This is a genomic window from Mycolicibacterium iranicum (assembly GCF_014190915.1).
GTDB classification, from domain to species: domain Bacteria; phylum Actinomycetota; class Actinomycetes; order Mycobacteriales; family Mycobacteriaceae; genus Mycobacterium; species Mycobacterium iranicum_B.
This window is the reverse complement of the sequence record NZ_JACHVU010000020.1, coordinates 41,511-59,213: the sequence shown is the minus strand read 5'-3', so window position 1 is coordinate 59,213 and position 17,703 is coordinate 41,511. Positions and strand designations below refer to the sequence as shown.

General features: G+C 68.5%; 19 protein-coding genes, 1 tRNA gene and 1 pseudogene. 14 read left to right on the top strand and 7 right to left on the bottom strand.

Annotated features, from left to right (window positions below; genetic code table 11):
• Positions 1-213: pseudogene (locus FHR72_RS25545) on the top strand (HNH endonuclease); the annotation flags it as partial.
• Positions 214-219: 6 nt separating this feature from the next.
• On the opposite strand, the gene FHR72_RS25540 reads toward FHR72_RS25545, so the two are convergent.
• Positions 220-1,668: a carotenoid oxygenase family protein gene (locus FHR72_RS25540; protein ID WP_183474121.1), complete on the bottom strand. Its 1,449-nt coding sequence runs from the start codon at positions 1,666-1,668 to the stop codon at positions 220-222.
• Positions 1,669-1,728: 60 nt separating this feature from the next.
• On the opposite strand from FHR72_RS25540, the gene FHR72_RS25535 reads away from it, so the two are divergent.
• Positions 1,729-2,397 carry a TetR/AcrR family transcriptional regulator gene (locus FHR72_RS25535; protein ID WP_221194413.1) on the top strand — a complete coding sequence of 223 codons (669 nt, stop codon included), beginning with the start codon at positions 1,729-1,731 and terminating at the stop codon, positions 2,395-2,397.
• Between the two features lie 42 nt (positions 2,398-2,439).
• On the opposite strand, the gene FHR72_RS25530 is transcribed toward FHR72_RS25535, so the two are convergent.
• Complete coding sequence (locus FHR72_RS25530) at positions 2,440-3,243, bottom strand: SDR family NAD(P)-dependent oxidoreductase (RefSeq protein ID WP_183474118.1); 804 nt, start codon at positions 3,241-3,243, stop codon at positions 2,440-2,442.
• On the opposite strand from FHR72_RS25530, the gene FHR72_RS25525 reads away from it, so the two are divergent.
• From FHR72_RS25525 to FHR72_RS25515, 3 genes are all read left to right on the top strand, one after another.
• Positions 3,220-3,828 (top strand): histidine phosphatase family protein, encoded by a 609-nt coding sequence (locus tag FHR72_RS25525; RefSeq protein WP_183474115.1) that lies wholly within the window; start codon positions 3,220-3,222, stop codon positions 3,826-3,828. The genes FHR72_RS25530 and FHR72_RS25525 overlap by 24 nt on opposite strands.
• Positions 3,829-3,838: 10 nt before the next feature.
• Positions 3,839-4,861, top strand: coding sequence for a phosphotransferase family protein (locus FHR72_RS25520; protein ID WP_183474112.1), 1,023 nt, complete (start codon positions 3,839-3,841; stop codon positions 4,859-4,861).
• A gap of 108 nt (positions 4,862-4,969) precedes the next feature.
• Positions 4,970-5,806: a transglutaminase-like domain-containing protein gene (locus FHR72_RS25515; protein ID WP_183474109.1), complete on the top strand. Its 837-nt coding sequence runs from the start codon at positions 4,970-4,972 to the stop codon at positions 5,804-5,806.
• A gap of 4 nt (positions 5,807-5,810) precedes the next feature.
• Here FHR72_RS25515 and FHR72_RS25510 read toward each other — a convergent pair whose 3' ends face one another.
• A complete protein-coding gene (locus tag FHR72_RS25510) occupies positions 5,811-6,164 on the bottom strand; it encodes a LapA family protein (protein WP_183474106.1) in 354 nt (117 codons plus the stop codon).
• Between the two features lie 105 nt (positions 6,165-6,269).
• On the opposite strand from FHR72_RS25510, the gene FHR72_RS25505 reads away from it, so the two are divergent.
• From FHR72_RS25505 to FHR72_RS25485, 5 genes are read left to right on the top strand one after another with little or no spacing between them, the layout of a single operon-like run.
• Positions 6,270-7,220, top strand: coding sequence for an ABC transporter substrate-binding protein (locus FHR72_RS25505; protein ID WP_183474103.1), 951 nt, complete (start codon positions 6,270-6,272; stop codon positions 7,218-7,220).
• Between the two features lie 8 nt (positions 7,221-7,228).
• Positions 7,229-8,338, top strand: a complete 1,110-nt coding sequence (locus tag FHR72_RS25500; RefSeq protein ID WP_183474100.1) for an ABC transporter ATP-binding protein — start codon at positions 7,229-7,231, stop codon at positions 8,336-8,338.
• 4 nt (positions 8,339-8,342) lie between these two features.
• Complete coding sequence (locus tag FHR72_RS25495) at positions 8,343-9,020, top strand: ABC transporter permease (RefSeq protein ID WP_183474097.1); 678 nt, start codon at positions 8,343-8,345, stop codon at positions 9,018-9,020.
• Complete coding sequence (locus tag FHR72_RS25490) at positions 9,017-9,787, top strand: ABC transporter permease (RefSeq protein WP_183474137.1); 771 nt, start codon at positions 9,017-9,019, stop codon at positions 9,785-9,787. The genes FHR72_RS25495 and FHR72_RS25490 overlap by 4 nt, the downstream gene beginning before the upstream one ends.
• A complete protein-coding gene (locus tag FHR72_RS25485) occupies positions 9,784-10,380 on the top strand; it encodes a putative glycolipid-binding domain-containing protein (RefSeq protein WP_183474094.1) in 597 nt (198 codons plus the stop codon). Before FHR72_RS25490 ends, FHR72_RS25485 begins: the two co-directional genes overlap by 4 nt.
• Here FHR72_RS25485 and FHR72_RS25480 read toward each other — a convergent pair.
• Positions 10,346-11,287 carry a prephenate dehydrogenase gene (locus FHR72_RS25480; protein WP_311736256.1) on the bottom strand — a complete coding sequence of 314 codons (942 nt, stop codon included), beginning with the start codon at positions 11,285-11,287 and terminating at the stop codon, positions 10,346-10,348. The two genes, FHR72_RS25485 and FHR72_RS25480, sit on opposite strands and share 35 nt — an antisense overlap.
• A gap of 120 nt (positions 11,288-11,407) precedes the next feature.
• On the opposite strand from FHR72_RS25480, the gene FHR72_RS25475 reads away from it, so the two are divergent.
• The 3 genes from FHR72_RS25475 (at position 11,408) to FHR72_RS25465 (ending at position 12,723) form a co-directional block, all read left to right on the top strand.
• Positions 11,408-11,932, top strand: a complete 525-nt coding sequence (locus FHR72_RS25475) for a tRNA adenosine deaminase-associated protein (RefSeq protein WP_183474088.1) — start codon at positions 11,408-11,410, stop codon at positions 11,930-11,932.
• Positions 11,933-12,030: 98 nt separating this feature from the next.
• Entirely contained in the window at positions 12,031-12,480 is a 450-nt protein-coding gene (locus tag FHR72_RS25470) for a nucleoside deaminase (protein WP_183474085.1), read from the top strand.
• Positions 12,481-12,632: 152 nt separating this feature from the next.
• Positions 12,633-12,723 (top strand) — tRNA-Ser (locus FHR72_RS25465).
• Between the two features lie 58 nt (positions 12,724-12,781).
• Here the strand turns inward: FHR72_RS25465 and FHR72_RS25460 are convergent.
• The 3 genes from FHR72_RS25460 to FHR72_RS25450 all read right to left on the bottom strand — a co-directional run bounded on the left by FHR72_RS25460 (position 12,782) and on the right by FHR72_RS25450 (position 15,495).
• On the bottom strand, positions 12,782-12,955 hold the full coding sequence (locus FHR72_RS25460; protein ID WP_183474082.1) for a CsbD family protein: 174 nt from the start codon (positions 12,953-12,955) through the stop codon (positions 12,782-12,784).
• An 85-nt stretch (positions 12,956-13,040) separates the two neighbouring features.
• Entirely contained in the window at positions 13,041-14,306 is a 1,266-nt protein-coding gene (locus tag FHR72_RS25455; protein ID WP_183474077.1) for a hypothetical protein, read from the bottom strand.
• A 103-nt stretch (positions 14,307-14,409) separates the two neighbouring features.
• Positions 14,410-15,495 carry a zinc-dependent dehydrogenase gene (locus tag FHR72_RS25450; protein ID WP_183474074.1) on the bottom strand — a complete coding sequence of 362 codons (1,086 nt, stop codon included), beginning with the start codon at positions 15,493-15,495 and terminating at the stop codon, positions 14,410-14,412.
• A 203-nt stretch (positions 15,496-15,698) separates the two neighbouring features.
• Between FHR72_RS25450 and FHR72_RS25445 the strand changes: the two genes are divergently transcribed.
• Positions 15,699-17,702, top strand: a complete 2,004-nt coding sequence (locus FHR72_RS25445; RefSeq protein ID WP_183474071.1) for a PTS mannitol transporter subunit IICBA — start codon at positions 15,699-15,701, stop codon at positions 17,700-17,702.
• Position 17,703: the final 1 nt, after the last annotated feature.

Here is a 17,703-nt window from a genome sequence, read left to right as displayed (position 1 = left end):
CATCATCGCGCTCATCACCGCGGCCTGATCACCCTCACCGGACCCGCGCACCGCCTGACCGTCACCGACAGCGACGGCGACCCCCTACCGCCGGGTGCGCTGGCCCGCCCACCCACCACGCCACCACCGATGGTCGCCCCCTACCGCGGACCCACCGGCGAACGCGCCCACTGGCGCTGGTACCAACCCTTCGCCCCGCCCGACCGGGAGTGAGGTCGGCTACGCGCCGGCCGGCACCCAGTTGCCATGGAATCCTGCCGGCACGCGGTGCGGAAGCTTGACCCGCGCCACGTCCTCCAGCGTCTGGGCGTCCAGGATGGCCAGCTCACTGCGATCGGTCGCGTGGTCGTACACGTATCCCATCAGCACGCCGTCGTCCTCGGCCGCGGTCGGAGACGTGGGCTCGAACACGAACTCGCCGAGCGCTTTTCCCGCTCCGAACGATCGGCTCAGGCTGCCGTTGCCCGCCAAGTCGTGCTTGAACAGCACCGCCTCGGGCGAGGTGCCCTCCCCGACGGCCGGTGCGTAGCCGTACCGGTGCCGCTTGCCGACGAGGCGTTCGTCGACGCGCGGGAACTCCTGACCGCGGTCGTCGACGCGGGACTCCCGCACCTTGCCGTCCGCCAGGTCGACCGTCCACCGGTCCAGGGTCGGTGGCCCCTCGTTCGGTCCGAGGTGGTCGGTGTCGAACATCGTGGGGTGCCGGATCACGTCGAGCACGACCGAGCCGGTCGTGTCGTCGTCATAGGCGTTCATCGGGTGGAACACGTAGCACGGCTCGACGTCGAACCATCGCACGTCGGCGTTCCCGCCGTCGCGGGGCATCACACCGACGCGGGCCGGATAGCGGGGATTCCACGAGTACGGAAAACGCCGGTCGGGGCCCGCGCTTCCGGGCTGTCGGGCGGCGATGGGGTCGGGAATGCGTACCCGGCCGATCAGTGCCGACAGCACGAGCCGCGCGGGCAGCCGCAGCGCCCGCGGCACCGTCATCGAGGCCGCCTGGCGCGCATCGAAGGTCACCGGCAGGTCGTAGAACACCACATGCCGTTCCGTGAGCGAGAAGTCGTGCATCATCGGGCTGCCGGTCACCTCGATGTCGACGGTGCGCCTGGCACGTCCGTCGACGCCGATCACGGAGTACTGCACGGTGTTCCCGCGGTGCATGCTGTACGAGACCGCATGCAGTTCACCGGTTTCCGGATCGCGCTTGGGGTGAGCGGTGTAACCGCCGGACAGCGTGCCGTCGAAGTCGCAGACGCCGACGGTGTCGAGGTCTTCGGTGAGCTCGTAGCTCGCGGCGCCGCCCTCGATGAGCGCGAGCGTCCTGCCGGCGTGGCCGATGACGTTGGTGTTGGCGCCGATCGGTGACACGCCGAGGTTTCCGGACGGAACCGGTTCCCCGAAGTGCCGCGCCGCATGCGGTCCGCGCACCCAGCGGTTGCGGTACCACTCGGCCTGGCCGTCACGTAACCGGATCCCGTGCACCATGCCGTCGCCGATGAACCAGTGATAGAGCAGCGGATCGATCTCGCCGAGCGGGTTGGGCCCGTTGCGCAGATAGCGTCCGTCGAGGTGGTCCGGGATCGTGCCCTCCACCTCGAGGGCGGTGAGCGTGTGCTCCTGCGTGATGGGCGCGAAGGCGCCTTCGAGGTAGCGATTGGTCATCTGTCCCCCAATAACAGTGTTATAGCGGTGGTGTCCTAGGTATAACACCGTTATGGAATCATGGCAACCGTGAGTCCGGAGTCGAGGCAGCGCATCGTGGAGGCCGGCATCCGCATCGTCGAGACCGACGGCGTGGACGCCCTGAGCGCACGTCGTCTGGCGGCGGAGACCGGCACGTCGACGATGGCCGTCTACACCCACTTCCGTGGCATGCCCGAGGTGATCGAGGCGGTCGCGGGCGAGGCCTTCGCCCGCTTCACCCGGGCCCTCACCGAGGTGCCGAAAACCGAGGACCCGGTGGCCGACTTCATGGTCATGGGGGTCCGGTACCGGGAATTCGCGCTGGCCGATCCGCGCCGCTACCAGATGATGTTCGGCAGTTCGGCCGAGTCTCTGAACCGCTTTCACACCGATCTCACGACGACCGGAAGTGCCAGCAACAGACCGGATTTCGGGATGTCGTTCGAAGCGCTGGCCGAAGCGGTACGCAGGATGATCGAAGCGGGACGTATCCGCCACGACGGGGTGTCTGTGATCGCGGGCCGATTGTGGAGCATCAGTCACGGGGCGGTGCTGCTGGAGATCGCCGGCTACTTCGGCCACGAGGGCCACGGGCTCCTTCAGGTCCTCGGCCCGCTCACCTGTGACGTGCTGGTCGGTCTGGGTGACTCACGGGACCGGGTCGACCGGTCGATGGCGGCGGCCATCGCCGCCCTCGGCGTGAGCTAGACGCCGCCCTCGGCGTGAGCTAGACGCCGCCCTCGGCGTGAGCTAGACGCCGCCGTCGGCCCGCAGGATCGACCCGGTGGTGAAGCTCGACGCGTCTGACATGAGAAACAGTGCGGCGCCGACGATCTCGGCGGGGTTGCCGGCCCGTTGCAGCGGCAGATCGCGGAACGGGTTGTGGCTCTCGTCGAGGTTCCACGCCTTACTGATGTCGGTGAGGTACGGCCCGGCCATCAACGTGTTCACCCGCACGGTCGGGCCGAACGCCTTCGCCAGTCCCTCCGTCATCGCATTGAGGCCGGCCTTGGCGGCGGCGTACGGCAGCATGTCGGGCGCGGGTCGAAGGGACCCGCTGGAGCTGACGTTGATGATCGACCCGCGCCCGGCGGCCTGCATGCGCTCGCCGACGAGCGCCGAGAGCCGGAAGGGCCCCTTGAGGTTCAGATTCACCACGGAGTCGAACAGCTTCTCGGTGACCGACGACAGCGAGTCGTACAGCGGTGACATACCGGCGTTGTTGACCAGGACGTCGACCCGACCGAACCGCGCATAGGCCGCGTCGACCAGCCCGTCGAGTTCGTCCCACCGCCCCACATGCACCTGGTGGGGCAGTGCGGCCCGGCCCGTCTGCGCCGTGATCTCCTCCGCGGTGGCCGCGCATGCGTCGAACTTGCGGCTGGCGATGACCAGAACTGCGCCGCACCGCGCCGCCGCGAACGCCATCTCCCGGCCCAGCCCCCGACTGCCGCCGGTGACCAGCACCACCCGGTCGGTGAGGTCGAACAGCTGGTCGGCGTATCCGGTCACGGGCCATATGGTGTCACGGTGCAACTGCTTCTGGTCCGACATGCGCTGCCCCTGCGAAGCGAGCCCGGGCAGGGTTCCGATCCCAGGCTGTCCCCGGAGGGTGTCGAACAGGCCAATAGGTTGCCCGATGCGCTGGCCCGTTTCCCGATCACCCGGCTCGTCAGCAGTCCGCAGGTGCGCGCGATCGAGACCGGCCAACCCGTCGCCGACAAGCTGGGTCTGCCGATCGAGGTCGACGAGCGTCTCGCCGAATACGACCGCGACCTGCCGCACTACATCCCCGTCGAGCAGATCGCCAAAGAGAATCCCGAGGAACTTCAGCGGCTGATCAGCGGGCAGCTGCCCAGCAGTGTCGACGAGAAGGCGTTCCTGGCGCGGATCTCCGCGGGCATCGACGACCTCGTCGAGGCCGCCGGGCACGACGACACCGTGGCCGTGTTCAGCCACGGCGGCGTCATCAACGTGCTGCTGCACAAGATCCTCGGCACCGAGCGGCTGCTGTCGTTCCACGTCGACTATGCGTCGGTGACGCGACTGCTGTCCTCGCGGACGGGTCGGCTGGCCGTCGCCGGCGTGAACGGCACCGAACATGTCTGGGATCTGCTGCCGCGGAATCACAAGTGGTAGACAGAACGCCGTGACTGAGCTCGAAGGCCTCGACCTTGCCGCCCTGGACCGACACCTGCACGACGTCGGGGTGCCGCGCAGCGGCGATCTGCGCGCCGAGCTCATCGCCGGCGGCCGCTCCAACCTGACGTTCCTGGTGGGCGACGACGCCTCAGAATGGGTGCTGCGTCGCCCGCCGCTGCACGGCCTGACGCCGTCGGCCCACGACATGGCGCGCGAATACAAGGTGGTCGCCGCCCTGGCCGACACCAAGGTGCCCGTCGCCCGCGCGGTGACGATGAGCAACGACGACGCGGTGCTGGGCGCGCCGTTCCAGATGGTGGAGCGGGTCGCGGGACGGGTCGTCCGCCACACCCCGCAACTGGCCGCGCTCGGCGGCGAGAGCACCATCGGCGCCGTCGTCGACTCGCTGATCCAGGTGCTCGCCGATCTGCACGAGGTGGACCCCGAATCCGTCGGGCTCGGAGACTTCGGCAAGCCCACCGGGTATCTGGAACGCCAGGTGCGGCGCTGGGGCTCCCAGTGGGATCTGGTCAAGCGGGACGACGATCCGTCCGACGGCGACGTGAAGAAGTTGCACCAGCGGCTCGCGGAGTCCGTCCCCGAGCAGACGCGCAGCTCGATCGTCCACGGCGACTACCGGATCGACAACACCATCCTCGACGACCAGGACCCGACGAAGGTCGCCGCGGTGCTCGACTGGGAGATGTCCACGCTCGGCGATCCGCTCAGCGACGCCGCGCTGATGTGCGTCTACCGGCTCCCGACCTTCAACGTCGTGCACGACGACGCGGCGTGGGCCTGCGACCTGATGCCGCCGACCGACGACCTCGCGCAGCGCTACGCCCTGGCCAGCGGCAAGCCGCTCGATCACTGGGACTTCTACATGGCGCTCGGCTACTTCAAGGTCGCCATCATCGCGGCCGGCATCGCCTACCGCGCCCGTGTCGGCGGCGGCGTCGCCGAAGGCACCGACGAGGTCGACAAGGCGGTGCAGCCCTTCGTCGCCGCCGGACTGCACGCTCTGTCCTGACGTTGTAGGTTTCACCGCAGGTCATCGGTGGGTATTGGGACGCGTGCCCTCGTGCGTCTCCTCCATGCGTCCCACCACGTTGCTCTCCCGATCGGAAAGCGGTCTGCCGTGAACAGTCCTACGGGTGAGGTCCTCAAGCGTGATGTCGGCGCGGAGCTCGACGTCGAGATCACCGATCCGACGACGCTGGAATTCCAGATCGCCGTCGCCCCGCAACCCGGCGCCGAGGTCACCGAAAAACTGTCGTTCGTCCTGAACGGCGTGGAGATTCCGCTCAGCGAGATTCAGGAGATCAGCGGCGACCACGGCAACCGGATCCACAAGTTCGAGGCACCGGTCGGCAACCTGAAGGTCAGCTACTCGGCGACCGTGACCGGGCACGCCGACCCGGCGCCGGTCCGCGATCTGGACCTGTCGACCTACCTGCGGCCCAGCCGCTACGCCGAGGCCGACAAGTTCTTCGGGTTCGCGGGCACTGAATTCGGCGCGGACGCCGAATCGGCGTCGATCCTGGAGAAGATCTCGTCCTGGGTGGGTGCCCGGCTGAACTATGTGCCGGGCTCCAGCGACCCCATCGACGGTGCCGCCGACACGCTGCTCGCCGGCAGCGGGGTGTGCCGCGATTACGCCCACCTGGTCATCGCGCTGCTGCGGGCGGTGAACGTTCCGGCGCGGCTGGTCTCGGTGTATGCGCCCGGGTGCCAGCCGATGGACTTCCACGCCGTGGCCGAGGCCTACGTGGACGGGCAGTGGCGGGTCGTGGACGCCACCCTGCTCGCTCCCCGGCAGTCGCTGGTCCGGATCGCGACCGGACGCGACGCCGCCGACACGGCCTGGCTGGACAACCACAAAGGTCAGATCACCGTGAACAACATGGTGGTCACGGCGACTGTGGACGGCGACCTCCCCCGCGACTCGATCGACGAGCTCGTCTCGCTTCGGTGAGCCGTTATAGGCCGGCCTTGAGGTTCTTCTTCGCGGCCCGGCGCAGCTGGAAGATGCGCACCGCGCCGACCGCGACCGTCAGCAGACCCCCGGCCACCGCCGCGAAGAGGATCGAAACGCCCAGAGGCAGACTCCAGCGCCAGCCCAGGAAGGCGAGTTCGGCGGATTCGGTGTTCTGCGCGATGAAGATCAGCAGGACGATAAGGATCAGGAACCCCATGGTCAGCGAGGCCCAGAGTGCCGCGGCCCTGGTGCGGTGCACCGCCGACTTCGGAGGTGGCGGCGGATTTCCCGCCACCGGTGTGCCGGGCGCGTCGAATGCCGGCTGGTCGGGTGACGCGAACGGATCGCTGGTCATGGATCCATCTTTGCCCTTTCGGTCTTCGAATGAAACCACTTCACCGGTGACGTATGGTCTGCCCAGCCCTTCTCGCACGGCCCGCGAGAACGAAAGGACGTTCGGATGAACCGCACCCGACGAACCAGGCGCGCCGCCGCAGCGGTCGCCCTCGCGCTGATCGCCTCGCTGCTGGCGGCCTGCGGAAGTTCGAATCCCCTCGGCGGCGGCGAGATCTCGGGGGACCTGAAGACGATCAAGGTCGGTTCGGCCGACTTCACCGAGTCGAAGATCATCGCCGAGATCTACGCTCAGGCGCTGGAAGCCAACGGTTTCTCGATCAGCCGCCAGTTCGGGATCGGCAGCCGCGAGACCTACATCCCGGCCGTGCAGGACCACTCGATCGACCTGATCCCCGAGTACACCGGCAACCTGCTGCAGTACTTCGACGCCGAAAGTCCTGCCACGACGCCGGATACGGTGCTGCTGGCCCTGTTCAAGGCCCTCCCCGGCGACCTGTCGATCCTGTACCCGTCACCGGCGGAGGACAAGGACACGCTCGCGGTGACCGAGGAGACGGCGCAGCGGTGGAATCTGAAGTCCATCGCCGATCTCGCCGCACGCTCCCCGGAGGTGAAAGTCGGTGGCCCGTCGGAGTTTCAGACCCGGCAGACCGGTCTGGTGGGGCTCAAGCAGAAGTACGGTCTCGACATCGCCCCGGCCAACTTCGTAGCGATCAGCGACGGCGGCGGGCCCGCGACCGTGCAGGCGCTCAAGAGCGGCACCGTGACCGCCGCCAACATCTTCAGCACCTCGCCGGCGATCGAACAGAGCAAGCTGGTGGTGCTGGAGGACCCAGAGAACGTCTTCTTGGCCGCGAACGTGGTCCCGCTGGTCGCCTCGCAGAAGATGTCCGCCGAACTCAAGACGGTGCTGGATGCCGTCAGCGCCGAACTCACCACCGAAGCCCTCATCGAACTGAACACGTCGGTGGAGGGCAATCAGGGTGTCGACCCGGACGAGGCGGCACAGAAGTGGGTCGCCGACAACGGATTCGACCAGCCGGTCCAGAAGTAGGGGATGACTTGATCACGTTCGAGAACGTCACCAAGAAGTACCCCGACGGCACCGTCGCGGTCGACGATCTGACCCTTGAGGTGCCCGAGGGCACGCTGACGGTGTTCGTGGGCCCGTCGGGCTGCGGCAAGACCACCTCGATGCGGATGATCAACCGGATGATCGAGCCGACGTCGGGGACCTTGACCGTCGACGGCAAGGACGTCACCAAGGTCGACGCCGTCAAGCTGCGGCTCGGCATCGGCTACGTGATCCAGAGCGCAGGGCTCATGCCGCATCTGCGCGTCGTCGACAACGTCGCCACGGTTCCGGTGCTGCGCGGCGAATCCCGCCGCAGCGCACGCAAATCCGCGATCGGGGTGCTGGAGCGTGTGGGCCTGGATCCGCGGCTCGCCGACCGCTACCCGGCCCAGCTCTCCGGCGGGCAGCAGCAGCGTGTCGGGGTGGCCCGGGCGCTGGCCGCCGATCCGCCCATCCTGCTGATGGACGAACCCTTCAGCGCCGTGGATCCGGTGGTCCGCGACGACCTTCAGGCCGAGATCCTGCGTCTGCAAAGCGAACTGCGTAAGACGATCGTGTTCGTCACCCACGACATCGACGAGGCGGTCAAGCTCGGTGACAAGGTGGCCGTCTTCGGCCGCGGCGGGGTGCTGCAGCAGTACGATGCGCCGGCGCGGCTGCTGTCCAACCCGGCCAACGACGACGTGGCAGGGTTCGTCGGCGCCGACCGCGGGTACCGCGGCCTGCAGTTCTTCCATGCGACCGGCCTTCCGCTGCACGACATCCGCCATGTGCCCGAGGCCGAAATCGACTCTCTCACACTGACGTCCGGCGACTGGGTGCTGGTCACCCGGCCCGACGGCACCCCGTACGCCTGGATCGACGCCGACGGTGTCGAGCTGCACCGCAAGGGCAACTCGCTCTACGACAGCACGATCGCCGGAGGGTCGCTGTTCCGGCCCGACGGCACACTGCGGCTGGCACTCGACGCAGCCCTGTCGTCGCCGGCGGGGCTGGGTGTGGCGGTCGACGACGCCGGCCAGGTGATCGGTGGCGTCCGGGCCGACGACGTGCTCGCCGCGCTGGACAAGCAGCGCACCGCGAGGCGCGAGGCGTAGACCGATGCGCTACCTGTTCACCCACCTCGACGATCTCTGGGCGCTGACGATCATCCACCTGCGGCTCTCCCTGGTGCCGATCGTGCTGGGTCTGCTGATCGCGGTCCCGCTCGGCGCCCTGGTGCAACGCACGACGGTTCTGCGGCGGCTGACCACCGTCACCGCCAGCATCATCTTCACGATCCCGTCGCTGGCGTTGTTCGTCGTGCTGCCGCTGATCATCCCGACGCGCATCCTCGACGAAGCCAACGTCATCGTCGCCCTCACCCTGTACACGGTCGCGCTGCTGGTGCGCGCGGTCCCCGAGGCGCTGGACGCGGTGTCGCCCGCCGTCCTCGACGCCGCGACCGCCGTCGGCTACAAACCGCTGACCCGGATGCTGAAAATCGAGCTGCCGCTGGCACTTCCGGTGCTCATCGCCAGTCTGCGCGTCGTCGCGGTCACCAACATCTCGATGGTCGCCGTCGGCTCGGTCATCGGGATCGGCGGCCTGGGCACCTGGTTTACCGAGGGCTATCAGGCCAACAAGAGCGACCAGATCATCGCCGGGATCGTCGCGATCTTCGTGCTGGCGATCGTCATCGACACCCTGATCATGCTGGTCGGACGGGCCCTGACGCCGTGGACCCGGGCGTCGGGTGGGTCCAGGAACGCCGGCGCGAAGACCGGGGCGGCGGCATGAACTTCCTGCAGGAGGCGCTGTCCTTCATCTTCACGGCCGCGAACTGGGGCGGCCCGGCCGGGCTGACCGCCCGCATCCTCGAGCACCTGCAGTACACCGCCATCGCCGTGGTCTTCTCGGCACTGATCGCAGTCCCCCTCGGCATGCTGATCGGGCACACCGGGCGCGGCACCTTCCTCGTGGTGACCGGGGTCAACGCATTGCGTGCCCTCCCGACGCTCGGCGTGCTGCTGCTCGGCGTGCTGCTGTGGGGCCTGGGGCTGATCCCACCCACCGTGGCGCTGATGCTCCTCGGCATCCCGCCGCTGCTGGCCGGCACCTACTCGGGCATCGCGAACGTGGACCGGGCGGTGGTCGACGCCGCGCGCTCGATGGGGATGACCGAGACGCGGATCCTGCTGCGGGTGGAGACACCCAACGCGATGCCGCTGATCCTCGGCGGGCTGCGCACCGCGACGCTGCAGATCGTCGCGACCGCGACCGTCGCGGCCTATGCGAGCCTCGGCGGGCTGGGCCGCTACCTGATCGACGGCATCAAGGTGCGCGAGTTCTACCTCGCGCTCGTCGGCGCGCTCATGGTGACCGCGCTGGCTCTGATCCTCGACGCGGCACTCGCGTTCGCGGTCTGGGCGTCGGTGCCCGGCAGCGGCAGGCTGCGCAGATCGGGTGCGATGCCGCAGCCTTTCCTGGGCGACGAGGTCGCTCTGGAGGCGGGTGGTCGGTCCCGCCACGAACGTGGGGACCCGTCGCCTACGGTAGAGGCATGAGTGAAGCCGATCGCTCGGATGCGAGTAACTGGCCCGCTGTGCTGACGTGGCGGGCGCACGACCAACCGCGCATGGAGTCGGTGCGCGTGCAGCTCTCCGGTCACCGCATCAAGGCCTACGGGCGGGTGGTGGCCGCCGCGACGTCGGCGCATCCGGCGTTCAGCGCGTCCTACGACCTGATCACCGACGAGGTCGGCGCGACCAAACGGCTGTCGCTGACGGTCACACTGGCCGAGCGGGAGCGTCAGCTCTCGATCGCGCGGGACGAAGAGAACATGTGGCTGGTCCAGGACCACTCGGGGCAGACGAGCCGGTCCACGTTCGAGGGCGCACTCGACGTGGACGTGGTGTTCAGCCCGTTCTTCAACGCACTGCCGATTCGCCGCGCCAAGATCTTCCCGGGCACCGGCGAGTCGCTGACCGTTCCCGTCGTCTACGTGCGGGTGCCCGACCTGTCCGTCACCGTCGAGACGATCAGCTACACGGCGACCGACGACGGCATCACCCTGTCGTCCCCGGTGGCCGACACGACCATCTCGGTCGACGGCGACGGGTTCATCATCGACTACCCCGGGTTGGCAGCGCGGATCTGATCACGCCGCCCGCCCGCCCCGCCGCGGCGAGTTCGTCGCGCCAGCCCTCGGCACCGATCACCGTCGCAACGATCTGCGGGCGACTGAAGCTGTCGTAACGGATTCTCGCGGCGTGCCCTGCCTCCACCAGTTCGGCCACGGGCTGGTGCTGGGCCAATTGGTTGCGGGCGTCGATGAGCCGATGCAGTGCCTGGTCGAGAACCGGAAGCAGCTGGGTGGCATTGGCCTCGCACATCGCCCGCACCAGGTCCGGAGCGGTGCCCGCGACCCGGGTTCCGTCGCGGAACGACCCGGCGGCCAGCGCGAAGGCCAGCGGGACCTCGCCGGCGGTCGCGGCCAGCGCTTCGGCCAGCAGGTGCGGCAGGTGCGAGATGGTCGCCGCGGCGGCGTCGTGCTCCTCGGAGCGCGCGGGCACCACGAATGCCCGGCAGTCCAGCGCCAGGGCCATCACCTCGGCCCAGACCTCGGGGTCGACGTGATCGTCCACGCTGACCACCCACGGGGTGTTGTCGAACAGGTCGGCGTTCCCGGCGGCCCACCCCGAGTGCGCGGTGCCCGTCATCGGATGTCCGCCGACGAACCGGTCGAGCAGGCCGGCTCGCTCGACTTCGGCCGCGACCGCGCCTTTGACGCTCGTCACGTCGGTGAGCGGACAGTGTGGGGCGATGTCGCGGACGTGCCGCAGCATCTGGCCCAGCGCGGGAACCGGAACGGCCAACACGATCAGGGCGCCGGACTCGGCCGCCCGCGAGAGCGTCTCGTCCAGGTTGGCGGAGGCGTCGAAGCCATCGAACCGCGCGGCCTCCACGCCGTCGACCGACCGGTTGTAGCCGAACACCTCGCGTCCGGCCGCCTTCGCCGCCCGCATCAGCGATCCGCCGATCAGGCCGAGGCCGACCACGCACACGGGTGTCTTCGTCACGTGCCTAGGTTGGCACATCGGCCCGACGGCCGGGTTTCGGCGGAGGCCCGGGGTGGGCGCGGAGTCGCTGGTCAAGGCCTTGGGAGGGGACTACGGTTAGCTCTCATGGGAGCGCAGAGTGCACAGAAGCAGGAGCGGGCGACCGACGTTCCGGACGGCTTCGGCGTCGCCGTCGTCCGGGAGGACGGCAAGTGGCGATGCACCGCGATGCGGCCTGAAACGCTGACCAGCCTGTCGACGGCCGAGACCGAGTTGCGCGAATTACGCAGTGCCGGAGCAGTGTTCGGGATCCTCGATATCGACGACGAGTTCTTCGTCATCGTGCGGCCCGGCCCGGCGGGCACCCGTCTGCTGCTGTCGGACGCCACGGCCGCGCTCGACTACGACATCGCCGCCGAGGTGCTGGAGAAGCTCGACGCCGATATCGACGACGAGGAATTGGAGCGCTGCGACCCGTTCGAAGAAGGCGACCTCGCCGTGCTGTCCGACATCGGCCTGCCCGAGGCGGTGCTCGGGGTGATCCTCGACGAGAGCGACGACCTCTACGCCGACGAACAGGTCGGCCGGATCGCGCGCGAGATGGGGTTCGCGGACGAGCTGGCGGCGGTCCTGGAGCGTCTGGGTCGGTGAACCGACGATCGGGCTGGGTCGGTGAACCGACGATCGGGCTGGGTCGGTGAACCGACGATCGGGCTGGGGTCGGTGAACCGACGGTTGGGCTGGAGTCGGTGACGGACGAGGACCTGATCCGCGCGGCCCTGTCTGCCGCGCAACAGGCCGGTCCGCGGGACGTACCGATCGGTGCTGTGGTCGTCGCGGCCGACGGCACCGAGCTGGCCCGGGCGGCGAATGCCCGTGAGGAACTCGGCGATCCGACCGCGCATGCGGAAATCCTGGCTCTGCGCGCGGCGGCGTCGGCGCACGGCGACGGCTGGCGGTTGGAGGGCGCGACGCTGGCGGTGACCGTGGAGCCGTGCACGATGTGCGCCGGCGCGCTGGTGATGGCGCGGGTGGCGCGCGTGGTGTTCGGGGCGTGGGAGCCGAAGACGGGTGCCGTCGGCTCGCTGTGGGACGTGGTGCGCGATCGGCGGCTGACGCATCGGCCGCAGGTGCGCGGGGGAGTGCTGGAGGCCGAGTGCGCGGCCCCGCTGGAGGAGTTCTTCGCTCGCCAGCGCTGAGCGGCCGGCCTGCCCGCGGGTGAGCGGCCGGCTTGCACCGCGAGCGCGCGTGTCTGCCCGGGGACGCGCCGCTGCTGCTGGCTTTTCACGCGCGCTCGGCGGGCGCGAGCGCGGTTTTGGTTCGCGGGGTGTCCGTCGGTAAGCTGCCACACGGTGGCGTGTCCGAGCGGCCTAAGGAGCACGCCTCGAAAGCGTGTGACGGGTAACCCCCGTCCGAGGGTTCAAATCCCTCCGCCACCGCCAGAACGCACAGCAGCCTGTCATCCGGTTCGGATGACAGGCTGGCTGCGTTTTCAAGCGTCTAGTTCTTGAACGCGTCTTTGATCTTCTCGCCGGCGTCCTTGATGCTGGACTTGGCCTGGTCGAACTTGCCCTCGTTCTCGGTGTCCTTGTCGCCCGTCAGCTTGCCCAGGCCCTCTTTGGCCTTGCCCCCGAGGTCGTCGACCTTGTTGCTTGCCTTGTCTTCGGCGCTCATGTGCGTCCTTTCGCGTTGGTCCGCTCTGGCTCATGTCGAGCCATGCAGGAGGGGTACCTTCGCGCCGCGCAACTGAAACACGACGTCAGCTTCTGGACAGGCTTCCCACAGGTGTTCCACCGATCGCACCGCACAGCGCGAGGGACGGCGTCGCGGGTGCCGAGGCCGGGCTCACGCAGGCACGGGCGTCCGAGGTCTGCCGGAGGACGGCGGTGCGCCCGTTCAGGACGACCACCACCGCGTAGCCGTCGTGGTCGCCGGTCGTGGTGGTGTCGGTGTTGTAGGCGTTGGACAGCAGGACCGTGCCCCCGAGCGTGGCCCGGCCGCTGGCGACCAACTGCGCGGCAAGCTCGTCCCTGGCCTGATTGGCCGACACGTAGCCGTGCCGCGGCAGCCCGTTGTAGAACACGAACTCCTCGGTGCTGAACGCACCGCTCCACACGTAGCCCGTCGCGGTTTCCACGGGATCGGGGCCGAAGATCCGCCCGTGGTTGTTCGTCACCAGGAAGGAGTCGTCGGCGTACCCCACCAGCAGGCCCCGCGGCTGCTGCCGGTAGCGCTGGTCGTCGATGAGCCCGCGGAAACCGGTGGTGTGCCCCAGACGTGGGGGAAAGCCGGCGCGACGCATCGCGGCATTGAGGCGCCATGTAGCTTCCAGCGACGACCGCGACGTCGGGTCGACGATGATCACGTTCACCGGCTCCAGCACAATCCTGCCCTCGTAGGGCAGCTCGCCGTAGTCGGCGATCTCGCCGTTGGGCTGCAGCATCCACTTGCCGATGTCGCCGTACTGGGTGGGCGCCTGGTCGGTGGGTGACGGGACCGCGGGGACGTCCGCAGCGGCAGCGAGGACCTCGTCGCCGCCCCCGTTGGCCTCGACGTCCGCAGCAGTCGTCGCCCGAACGGACACGTCGACGACCTCTGCCGCATCGCGGTCCTTGACGGCGGACGTGCGCCGGACGCCCGCCAGGGACGAGGCCGGTGGCGAGGCAGGATCATCAACGGCCTCGGCATCGTCGATTCCGGCCTCTTCGACCTCGGCATCGTCGACGTCGGTCTCGTCGACCTCTGCGTCAACGGACTCAGTCGAGGGCGTCGCCTCGTCCGAGGATGCCTTCTCCTCCGAGGTGGCCGGCCCCGTCGACGTCTGCGAGGTGGCACCGTCGGCGGCGTTGCTGGATTCGGTGTCAGCGCCCGCGACCGCGGTGCCGCCCGCGACGGCGGCGCCGATGCCCAGCGCCACCGCGAGCAGACCGACCCGGCCCACATAGGCCGAGGCGTGCCGCGACGGTGCGGTCCCCTGCGAAAGCTCCTGCTGCGCCGCGATATACGACAGACTGTGCCGACCCATGGCATGCCCCTTCATCCCCCCGAGGCAATGAAGGCGCGTGGTGGCCGCCCCGGCGGTCGAAGTGTATACCGCGGGGCGGTTCCGGCGAAGTGTCGGCGGGTTGCTAGACGCCCGCGGGCACGTCGGCGGGAGTGGGCTCCACCGTCACCTTGATCGCCTCGCCCTTCTTGACGATCTGGAACGCGTCGAGCACGTCGTCGAGCGGGATGTGGCGGGTGATGAGGTCCTTGACCGGCACCTGCCCGGTCGAGATGTACTCAAGTGCCCGCTTGTTGTGTTCGGGGGCGGAGCCATTGGCACCGTGGATGTGCAACTGCCGGTAGTGCACGAGGTTCGAGTCGCAGGTGATCGTCGGGTCGGTTTTGGGGAGACCGCCGAAGAACGAGATGCGCCCGTTGCGCGCCGCCATCGAGATGGCCTGTTCCTGAGCGATGTTCGCGGCCGTCGCGGTGATCACGATGTCGGCTCCACGACCGCCGGTCAGCTCCATGACCTTCTCGACCACGTCGACTTCGGCGGCGTTGATCACGCCGTCGGGGTGCACGGCGTCGGCCGACATCTTCAGCCGGGCGTCGTTGACGTCCACCAGGTAGATCGGCCCGCACTTGTGCACGCCGCGTGCGATGCGGATGTGCATGCAGCCGATGGGGCCCGCGCCGAAGACCACCACCGTGTCGCCCTCTTCGATGCCCAGCAGCTCCTGAGCGTTGATCGCACACGCGAACGGCTCGGCGGCCGACGCCTCGTCGAACCCCACGTTGTCCGGAATCCGGTTCAGGCCATCGACTTTGAGCACCTGCCTGGGCACGATCATGTACTCGGCGAAGCCGCCGTCGTACTGATAGCCCATCGACGTCTGGTTCTGGCACACCGCCATCCAGCCCTTGCGGCACTCGTGGCATTCGCCGCACGGCACCGCGGCGATCACCTGCACGCGGTCGCCGACCTGCCAGTTGCTGCCGTAGGTGGCGTTGACGTCGCCACCGACCTCGACGATCTCGCCGGCGATCTCGTGGCCGATGGTCCGCGGTGGGGTCAGGTTCTGGTGCCCGTTGTAGAAGATCTTGACGTCGGTGCCGCAGGTCGAGCAGTTGCGGACGCGCAGCTTCACCTCGTCGGGCGCGCAGTCCGGCTCGGCCACGTCTTCGAGACGGACGTCTTCGGGGGCGTAGAAGCGCAGGGCCTTCATGGGTAGTCCTCTCGACAGGGCGGGCTGCGCCCGGCTCCGTGATGTGCTCTTCAGCACTCTATCGGCCATTCGGGCACAAAACCACCACTTCTGTTGACCGATTTTGACCGAATGCTTGCATCGATGCCCGTTTATGCGGTGTACTGGGCTACACAGTGGGGTGTGACCGGTGTCACCACTGCGGAACGAGCATCGGAGGACGTATGTCGCAGGCAGCTATCGAGGACGCGCCACCGCGGACCGGGATGCGGGTGCGGGTGCAGAAGTTCGGCACCGCGCTGTCGAACATGGTCATGCCCAACATCGGCGCGTTCATCGCCTGGGGTCTGATCACCGCCCTGTTCATCGAGCAGGGCTGGCTCCAGGGCATCTTCGCGAGCCTGAAGAACCCCGACGGCTGGGTCGCCCAGATCGGCGGCTGGGGCTCCTACGACGGCGCCGGGATCGTCGGCCCGATGATCACCTACCTGCTGCCCATCCTGATCGGCTACACCGGTGGCCGGATGGTGCACGGCAACCGCGGTGCGGTGGTCGGTGCGATCGCCACCATCGGCGTCGTCACCGGCGCCGACGTGCCGATGTTCATGGGCGCCATGATCATGGGTCCGCTCGGCGGCTGGTGCATGAAGAAGCTGGACGCGCTCTGGGAGGGCAAGATCCGGCCGGGCTTCGAGATGCTGGTCGACAACTTCTCCGCCGGCATCCTGGGCATGATCCTGGCGATCTTCGGCTTCTTCGCCATCGGGCCCATCGTGTCGGCGTTCACCCGCGGCGCCGGCAACGCCGTCGACTTCCTCGTCGACAACGACCTGCTGCCGCTGACGTCCATCCTGATCGAGCCCGCCAAGGTCCTGTTTCTCAACAACGCCATCAACCACGGCGTGCTGACCCCGCTGGGCACCACGCAGGCACTCGAGACCGGCAAGTCGATCCTGTTCCTGCTGGAGACCAACCCCGGCCCCGGTCTGGGAATCCTGTTGGCATTCATGTTCTTCGGCAAGGGTGTCGCGCGGGCGTCAGCCCCCGGCGCGGCGATCATCCAGTTCTTCGGCGGCATCCACGAGATCTACTTCCCGTATGTGCTGATGAAGCCGAAGCTGATCATCGCCACCATCCTCGGCGGAATGACCGGCGTCTTCATCAACGTGCTGTTCGGCTCCGGACTGCGCGCCCCGGCCGCGCCCGGCTCGATCATCGCGATCTACGCCCAGACCGCCAGCGGCAGCTTTCTGGGCGTGACGCTGTCAGTGCTCGGCGCCACCGCGGTGTCGTTCGCCGTGGCCGCGTTCCTGCTCAAGACCGACAAGGCCACCGACGAGCCGGATCTCGCGGCCGCGACGGCCTCGATGGAATCGATGAAGGGCAAGAAGTCCAGCGTCGCCTCGCAACTCGTCGGCGCCGGCGCCACCTCGGGACCGATCAGGAACATCGTGTTCGCCTGCGACGCGGGCATGGGCTCCTCGGCGATGGGAGCGTCGGTGTTGCGCAGAAAGATTCAGCAGGCGGGCTTCGGCGACGTCAAGGTCACGAACTCCGCGATCTCCAACCTGACGGACACCTACGACCTCGTGGTCTCGCACCGGGATCTGACGGCCAGGGCGTCCCAGCGGACCGGCTCGGCGATCCACGTCTCGGTGGACGACTTCATGAGCAGCCCCCGCTACGACGAGATCGTCGAGCAGCTCCAGCAGACCAACGGTGGCGGGAGCGCCACCCCGGTGGCGGTCGACGACGAGCCGGTGCAGGCCGACAGCGACGCCGGTGACGCCAGCGACGCCGATGTGCTGCCCGTGTCGTCGATCGTCCTGAGCGGCACCGCCTCGTCGGCGGCCGACGCGATCACCGAGGCGGGTCAGCTCCTCGTGGCCGCAGGTGCGGTCGAGCCGGCGTACGTCGACGCGATGCACGAGCGGGAGAGTTCGATCTCCACCTACATGGGCAACGGTCTGGCGATCCCGCACGGCACCAACGAGGCCAAGGGCGCGATCCGACGGACGGGCCTGTCGTTCGTGCGCTACCCCGAGCCCGTCGACTGGAACGGCAAGCCCGCGGAGTTCGTCGTCGGCATCGCCGGGGCCGGTAAGGACCACATGGCCCTGCTGACCAAGATCGCCCAGGTGTTCCTCAAGGCCGACGATGTGGCCCGGTTGCGCGAGGCGCAGTCCGCCGAGGAGATCAGGTCGATCTTGATGGGCGCTCAAAAGTAGT

What these genes read in the sequence shown, in the direction of transcription:
- FHR72_RS25485 (WP_183474094.1), top strand. Translation starts at nt 9,784, where the DNA reads ATGAGTGAAGCCGATCGCTCGGATGCGAGTAACTGGCCCGCTGTGCTG.
- FHR72_RS25455 (WP_183474077.1), bottom strand. Translation starts at nt 14,306, where the DNA reads ATGGGTCGGCACAGTCTGTCGTATATCGCGGCGCAGCAGGAGCTTTCG.
- FHR72_RS25510 (WP_183474106.1), bottom strand. Translation starts at nt 6,164, where the DNA reads ATGACCAGCGATCCGTTCGCGTCACCCGACCAGCCGGCATTCGACGCG.
- FHR72_RS25490 (WP_183474137.1), top strand. Translation starts at nt 9,017, where the DNA reads ATGAACTTCCTGCAGGAGGCGCTGTCCTTCATCTTCACGGCCGCGAAC.
- FHR72_RS25445 (WP_183474071.1), top strand. Translation starts at nt 15,699, where the DNA reads ATGTCGCAGGCAGCTATCGAGGACGCGCCACCGCGGACCGGGATGCGG.
- FHR72_RS25460 (WP_183474082.1), bottom strand. Translation starts at nt 12,955, where the DNA reads ATGAGCGCCGAAGACAAGGCAAGCAACAAGGTCGACGACCTCGGGGGC.
- FHR72_RS25540 (WP_183474121.1), bottom strand. Translation starts at nt 1,668, where the DNA reads ATGACCAATCGCTACCTCGAAGGCGCCTTCGCGCCCATCACGCAGGAG.
- FHR72_RS25450 (WP_183474074.1), bottom strand. Translation starts at nt 15,495, where the DNA reads ATGAAGGCCCTGCGCTTCTACGCCCCCGAAGACGTCCGTCTCGAAGAC.
- FHR72_RS25535 (WP_221194413.1), top strand. Translation starts at nt 1,729, where the DNA reads ATGGCAACCGTGAGTCCGGAGTCGAGGCAGCGCATCGTGGAGGCCGGC.
- FHR72_RS25495 (WP_183474097.1), top strand. Translation starts at nt 8,343, where the DNA reads ATGCGCTACCTGTTCACCCACCTCGACGATCTCTGGGCGCTGACGATC.
- FHR72_RS25505 (WP_183474103.1), top strand. Translation starts at nt 6,270, where the DNA reads ATGAACCGCACCCGACGAACCAGGCGCGCCGCCGCAGCGGTCGCCCTC.
- FHR72_RS25475 (WP_183474088.1), top strand. Translation starts at nt 11,408, where the DNA reads ATGGGAGCGCAGAGTGCACAGAAGCAGGAGCGGGCGACCGACGTTCCG.
- FHR72_RS25530 (WP_183474118.1), bottom strand. Translation starts at nt 3,243, where the DNA reads ATGTCGGACCAGAAGCAGTTGCACCGTGACACCATATGGCCCGTGACC.